The following is a 7,558-nucleotide window of genomic DNA, read 5'->3' on the forward strand; positions in this document are numbered from 1 at the left end:
CTTCGGCGGCGTACCAGGCGGCGTTGGCCAGGTCGGCGACCTCGCCGACGACGGGGACCAGGCCGACGACGTCGAGGGCGAGGTGGCCGATGTCGGAGAAGCTCATGCCGAACAGGTGGCCGTCGATCTCGATGCCGGAGATCGGGTTGCCGCCCGCGAAGGCGTAGCGGTTCATGGTGAACGCGTCGGTGCCCAGCGACAGGTCGGCCAGTGCCCCGTTGTACATGTCGCGGGTGAGGAAGCGGTTGAGTTGGGGGTCGTAGTCGCGGGCGCCCATGTCGTAGTCGCCGGTGGCCGCGTCCATGCGCTTGGCGTTGAAGCGGTAGGTGTTGTAGGGCTTCTTGTCGGGGTTGGTGGGGTCGGGCTTGTCGACGCCGGTGTAGACCTGGGTGTCGTCCTTGCCGTAGGCGGTGTAGCCGTAGGTGGCGCGGGCCTTGCCGTCTCCCTTGGTGAGCACCTCGACGTCGGTGTGGGCGTTGTAGGAGTAGAAGGAGTACTCCTTGGTCCCGTCGTGCTTGACCATGCCCAGCCGCTCGTTCCACGGCCCGAACGTGTAGCTCTTCTTCAGCGTGCCGTTGATCTCTTCGGCGGCCACCTCGTCGGAGAGCCCCAGGAACGAGAAGACCGTAGTCTCCTCCCCCGAACCGCCCGCCTTCTCCGTTCGCGAGGTGGTGCGGTCGTAGGGGTCGTAGGTGAACTTGGTCGTCTCGGTGGAGTTGTCCGGCTTGAGCTGCCGGTGGGAGGCGACGCGGTCGAAACCGTCGTAGGCGTACTTCTCCAGGACCTTCCCAGCCGAGGTGACGGTGTCGAGGCGACCCAGCGGGTCGTAGTTGTACGTCGACGTCGACCCGCCGCTGGTGCTGGAGGTCAGCCGGTTGCGGTCGTAGGTGGAGTCGGTGGTCTTGCCCTCGATCGTCTCCTGGGTGACGTTGCCGTTGGCGTCGTGGACGTAGGTCTCGGTCTCCTGGACACCGCCGCCGGCCGCGGAGCGGGTGAGCTTGGCGATCCGGTCGCGCGGGTCGTAGGTGAAGTCGTAGACGTGGTCGAGGTAGGCGGAGTTGTCGTCGGCGTTCATCCGCTTCGCGGCGTCACGCGTGCGGTGCCCGTTGGGGCTGTACTCCAGGTGGTGCTCGGCGAGCAGCGTGCCGGTGGAGGTCTTCTCGACCTGGTCCTTGATCGCGCCGTCGAGGTAGTAGGTGTAGTCGACGAAGTTGCCGTTGCCGCGGGTCTCCTTCAGGATCTCGCCGCGCTTGGTGTAGTCGAACGTGGTGACCTTGGCCGTGTCGCCGGACTCGGTGTTAATGACCTTGCTGACCAGGTCGCGTGGGTCGTAGTCGAAGGTGGCGTTCTGCCGGTCGTGGATGCGGGTGAGCGGGTTGCCGATGGGGTCGTAGGTGAAGCCGGTGGTGCCGCGCACGGCGCCCGCCAGCTTCTCCTCGACCTTGGCGAGCCGGTCGAGGCCGTCGTAGGCCATCGCGTAGGTGTCGACCCGCGCCCCCGAACCGCTGTCGGTCAGCGAGGAGAGGTTGCCGTTGGCGTCGTAGGCGTAGGCGAAGGTCTTCTGCTCGGTGTCGGTGTCACCGCTGTTGTCGCGCACGAGCCGCACGGAGTCGGCGACCACGGTGCCGTTGGCGGCGTTGGTCAGCACCACCTTGTGGCTGCTGCCCTCGGTGAACGTGTAGCTGCCCAGGCTCACCCACTCGCCGACGCGGGTTTTCTGGTCCACGGTGACGGTCGTGGTGCCGCCGGCGTGGTGCACGGTGTAGGGCGCGTTGGTCGCGGTGCCGGCCGCGTAACGGACCGACACCTCGTAGGTGCCGTTGGCGGCGACGACCGGGGTCCAGGTGAACGTGGACGTCCCGGTGCCGGCGGCGGCGGTGCGGTAGTCGAAGCCCTGGTAGCCGGTGCCCGTGCCCGAGGTGGCCCAGGTGCCCACCGTGGAGGTCGAGGTGTCGGAGTTGTCCACCAGCGCGACGTGCTTGCCGACCGGCACGCCGTCATCGGATTTGGTGCGGAGCTTGCCGTCCGGGAAGTAGGTGTTGACGATCGTGCGGCTCACCGAGTCGCCCGCGCTGCTGAGCGTGGCCTTGGTCTGGCCGCCCAGCGCGTCGTACTCGTAGCGGGTGGTGATGTCCCAGGCGTCGGTGGAGGTGCGGATCAGGCCGTTGTCGTAGTGGGTGTACTTGGAGATGTTGCGGACGGTCTGCGTGCCGGACGGCGGGGCGCTGGTCTCCACCAGGTTGCCGACCGCGTCGTAGCTGCTGATGATCTTGTCGGGGGTGTTGTACCGGGAGTCGTCCCGGTCGTACGGGAGGATCTCCTCCTTCACCCGGTTGAGCTGGTCGTAGCTGGTCTGGCGGACGAAGTCGTCGGGGTCGTCGGCGGTCTCGACGCCGCGCGGGGTGATCTCGCGGGTGCGGTTGCCGACCTCGTCATACTCGTAGCGGGTGGTCCGGCTGACCAGGGTGGCACCGTCGAGCTTGTGCGGCGTCTTGATCTCGACGGGCTTGGCGCGCTCGTCGAACCGGATCTCGACCCGGTTGCCGTCCTGGTCGGTGTTGGCCACGGCGTTGCCGTCGCGGTCGTACTCGTTGCGCAGGACGTGCCCGGCCGCGTCGGTCTCGGTGAGCACCTTGCCGTTGAGGTCGTAGGTGTACTTCGTGGTGAAGTCGGCCGGGTCCGCGGTCGCGTTCTTGCGCGGGTCCGTGACGGTGACGGGATTGCCGACGTTGTCGTAGGTGACGGTGGCGCGTCCGCCTAGGGCGTCGACCGCCGCGACGACCTGGTAGATGTCGTCGTGCTCGTACCTGGTGACGTAGTCGTTGGGGTCGGAGGGGGTCAGGTTGCCCAGCGGAGAGGTCTCGCTGAGGACGTTGCCGACCTTGTCGTAGGTGAACGACGCGGTACGAGCGGGTCCGGACGGGTCGTCCTTGGGCATGGACGCGGTGGTCACCTGGTCCAGCGCGTCGTAGACGGCCGTGGTCACCGCGCCGTTAGGGGCGGTCTCGGTGGTGACGTTGTCGTTGGCGTCGTAGATCGGGGCCGGGGTGATGATGAAGTCGCCGGCGGCTGCGTCCTTGGGGACGCGCGACTCCAGCGGTCTGCCGAAGACGTCGTAGGCCTGCGTGGTGGTCTTCCCGCGGGCGTCGGTCACCAAGGTGACGTTGCCCCGGACGTCGTACACCGTGGTGGTGCTGTTGTTCAGCGCGTCCTTGGTCGTGCGCGGGAAACCCACCGGGTCGTAGTCGGAGTACGTCGTCGGGTTGCCGTTGGCGTCCGTGGCGACCAGGAGCTGCCCGTACTGGTCGTAGGTGTACGTCGTCTCGTAGTCGCCCGCCACCGTGGTCGACGTGCCCTTGGGGTCGGTGACCGAGGTCAGGTTGCCCTTGGTGTCGTAGGCGAAGGCCCATCGGCGTCCCTCGGGACTGGCCTTTGAGATGAGGTCGGCGGTGTAGCCGTTCAGCCCGAACTGGTACCCGAGAGTGCCGGCCGAGGTGTTGTTCTTGTTCGCCTCGGGGTCGCGGATCGAGGTGGGGACACCGGTCTTCTGGTCGTAGGTCCACGTCGTCAAGGCCCCGTTGGGCGCTTTGGCGGCCACGACGTTGTTGTCGGCGTCCCAGGTGAGTTCGGTGGTCTCGTTCTTGGCGTTGACGACCTTCGTCGGACGGCCGTAGCTGTCCATCGTGTACTTGGTCGTCTTGTTCTGCGCGTCGACCGTGGTGGCCTCGATGGTCGAGCCTGCGGTGCCGTCGGGGTCGACGTAGGAGAAGGTGGACACGCCGCGACCGCGGTCGGTGATCGTCCGGATCTTCCACTTGTCCTTCGGGTCCACCGGGGCGGTGTAGTAGGACAGGTCCGTGGCGTTGCCGCGCGGGTCGGTGACCTTGACGAGCTTGACGTTCTTGTTGCCTTGCGTGGCGTCGTAGGCGAAGCGGAACGTCTTGGCCTTCGCGTCACCCGCGCCGTCGACCAGCTCCTCCAGCAGGCCCTTGTCGCTGTAGGTCAGCGCCAGGGTGCGGCCGGAGATGTCCTTGATGGTCTCGACCTGGTCGATGATCTTCGGGTTGGTCAGGTTCGTCCCGGTCTTGCGGACCCCGTTCTCGTAGTAGGCGTACGCCTGCCCCTTCTCGTAATAATCCAAGGCCAGGGTGCGTCGCGCGGCGGGGTCGGTGATGTAGGAGAGGAACTTGCGCGGCTGGTTGTTCGACTTGCGCTCGGTGTAGGCGAACTGGAGTTCGTTGGCGTTCTTGTCACGGATGGCGGTGAGCCAGCCGCCCTCGTCGAACAAGAACTCGGTGCGATCGGGGCGGGTCATCCTCCAGCGGCGCGACTGGTCGGCGGCGCCATCGCGTTGCAGGAACAGGTGGACGCCGGCCGGGCGGTCGTAGGTCCAGCGCGTCGGGTCGGTGCTGCCGTTCTTGTTCAGCTCGAAGGTGTGGCTGGTGCCGTCGCCGTCGGTGAGAGTGGTGGTGGTCGGGTAGTCCTGCCCCTTCGGGTGCAGGTCCAGCGGTGTGCCCAGGCGCATGATGCTGGATGCGGCCAGCGACCAGCCCTGCCCCATGGAGGTCGACGCGGTGTCGACGCTGTTGTAGGTCATCCGCACGAACGTCGCCAGGCCGCGGCCGGGGTTGCTGAACGGGTCGTGGTTCCAGACCACGTTGCCCACGTACGGGTTGACCTTCAACCCGGAGTCGTTGCCCGTGCCGGTGCCGATGTACTGGTAGAACTTCTCCAGGCCCAACTGGTCGGAGGTCGGGTCCTCCACCGTCACGTTCTGCGGCATAGCGGGCAGGTTCCCGGTCTGCGACAGCCACTGGCCGGTGGTGCGGTCGAGCAGGTCCCAGTTCAGCACGTACTGCTCGCGCTTGTTGCCCGAGTCGCTCTGGATCGGCGTCCTCACCTTGGCCTGCACGGTGACCGACGCGCCCGGCGCGACGTCTGCGGGCAGGGCGGTCTCCAGGCGGTTGCCGCCGGTGGTGACGTCGGTGCCGTCGGGCAGGGTCCAGCGGTAGGACAGCACCTGGTTGGCCGCTCGCCAAGGTGTGGTCGTGGTGTTGGCCAGGGTCACCGGGAACGTGTACTCGTCACCGGGCACCATCCGGGTGGACGGGGTGTCGGCGGTGTAGTACGTCAGCTCAGGCGTCGGCGCGGTGTAGGTGACCACCAGCTTGGGCCGCAGCTGAGGTTCGACCGCCTCGCCGGACAGGAAGATCGCACGCTGCGTCGGGCCGGACGCGGTCTCGTCGCGCAGCTTGACCAGCACGCCGTTGTTCGAGGCGCGGTTGCCGATCCAGCCCTGCACCGTGCCGGTGGCGTCCCAGACGTGCCACTTGGGGTCGTTGGTGATCGTCGGCACGTTGTCGAACGCGGGCCCGATGTCACCGCCCGGTGTGGTCCACGCCGTCGCGGTGGAGGCGCGCTGCCACGTCGCCTGGCCCTCGACGAACGGCTTGGCCAACGGGTGCGCGTCGAAGACGGCGCTGGTACCCACAGTGGTGGTGGTCCACAGCTCGACCTCGGCGTCGAGGATCCTCGCCGTGTCCGGGATGTCGGTCAGGTCGCCGAAGTCCACGATGGACCGGGTGGTGCCGAAGCTGCTGCTCTCCTTGCCGACCAGCTGCCACGCCTGCCCGTTGGGGCTGTTGTGGTTCGCGGTCGGCTGGGCGCTGGACAGCGTGGTGTCGGGATGAGTGTCGGCGGTGAGGTTCTGGTAGAGCTTGACGACCCGCCCCGCCTTCGGGAGCCGGACCAGCTCGGTGGTGGACGGCACCAACTGTCCGTCACGCGTCTTCACCACGATCATGTAGTAATAGGCCGCGCCGAACGGGTCGGACGAATCGGCGGCGGTGGGTGCGGCCGTGGTGTCGGCGAACCTGGTCGTCCCCGGTGCCAGCGGGGCCACCAGCGTCCACGGTGACGGCGTGAACGTCTGGAACACCGTGCGGTGGACCTGGTACTCCACCAGGTCGTCGGCCGGGTTGGCCGGGTCGGGGTCCACGTACGGGGACCAGGACAGCTCGGCGCCGGTGGCGTGGATCGTCGTCGGCGCGTCCAGCACCGCGCTTGGACGGCCGTAGACCAGCACCAGCTTCGGCGAATTCGCCGTCTCACCGTTGTAGGCGTACTCGGCCGCCTCGTAGCGCAACCCGCCCAGCTGCGGCGCCTCGGTCTTCGTCTTCAGCATGAACCCGTAGTTGGCGGTGGCTCCGGACAGCCACGACTGCACGAGGTTGCGCACGTCGAACGAGTGCCAGGCACTGGACACGGTGGCGGGCTTGGTCTGGGTGCCGGTGGCCGCCTCCGCGAACGCGGTGTTCATCGAGTTCCACGTGGCCGTGGCCTCGTCCCACGCCTTCGTGACCCGCCGTGCCTCGATCTCCACCGCCTTGCCGGTGGGGTCGAAGTCCTGGTCGTAGTACATCTTCAGCTGCGCCGAGCTCAGCGTGGCCCCGGACGGGACGCTGCCCAGGCCGAACCGGAGCAGGCTGCGATAGGCGGTGGTCGTGGTGGCGTTGGTCGTGCCGGTGGACAGCCGCCAGTTGCCGTCGAAGTTCGACGTCGGCAGGTCCTGGGCGATCATCACGTCCTGGGACTGCGTGACGGTCGGCTGGATGGTGATCGTCGGGTCGATGACCACCGGGTACTCGCGTTCCGGCGCGGCCAGCCAGTCGCGGTCCGCGCGCACGGTGATGGTCGTCTTGGCGCCCTGCTGCTCGACGGTCTGGGTGACCTTGTCGCTCCACGCCTTGCCGTACGGCGACGCGCCGTCGTCACGGCTGTCGTGCATGAACGGCTTGGGCATCACGAACAGCGGCGTGCCCTCGGCATCCGGACCGGGGTAGAAACCGATCGACCCGTCCGGCTCGGCCTTCGCCGTGACCCCACCCACCTGGAGGGTGAAGCGGTAGACCGCCTCGGTCGGGGCCCGGTCCAGGACGATCTTCTCCTTGAGCGAGTCACCGACCTGGTAGACCAGATCCGCGCCCTCGAAGGCGTCCTCGTAGACGACGGTGTTGCGCTCCACCTCCGGCGTCAGCGACTTCTGCTCCGCGTCGACGCCCAACGCGATGTGCCTGCCACCGTGCTCGAACCGCACCAACTTGTCGGACTTGTCGCCGAAAGAGCTGCGGAAGGCGTTGCGGTCGTTGCCGAACCGGAAACCATCACGGCCGTCCGGGCGGATCGCGGTGTCGACCGGCTGCCACCGGCCCTCGGCGTCGCGGTAGTGCTCCGGACGCGCGGACACCTCGGCCTCGAACTGACCGTCCACGCGCTGGAACACCCGGGCGGTCTCCGACCGCAGCTCGGTGACCTCCCGGACACGCTCAGCCGGGTCACGCGGCGGCGCGGCCTCGACCTGGGGCTCCGGCTCCTTCGCCTCGGCCGATGCCGACGGGGTGAACAGACCGTCGAGCCAGGCCAGCGCCGAACTCACACTCGGCCACTCACCCGAAAAAAGCGGCGGACCGACAGGAAGCCCCACGAACACCAACGCGACGAAAACGACCACGACGGCAAGTCGTCCGGGCATGCCAAAACGTCGCGATCCACGCATGTA

General features: G+C 67.7%; 1 protein-coding gene. It reads right to left on the bottom strand.

The features are described 5' to 3' along the window. Positions 1-7,435 (bottom strand): DNRLRE domain-containing protein (locus AB0G02_RS24005; RefSeq protein ID WP_360797707.1); only part of this gene is annotated, 7,435 nt, incomplete at its 3' end. Positions 7,436-7,558 lie beyond the last annotated feature (123 nt).

Source organism: Actinosynnema sp. NPDC023658, assembly GCF_040639995.1.
Classification (GTDB): Bacteria; Actinomycetota; Actinomycetes; order Mycobacteriales; family Pseudonocardiaceae; genus Actinosynnema.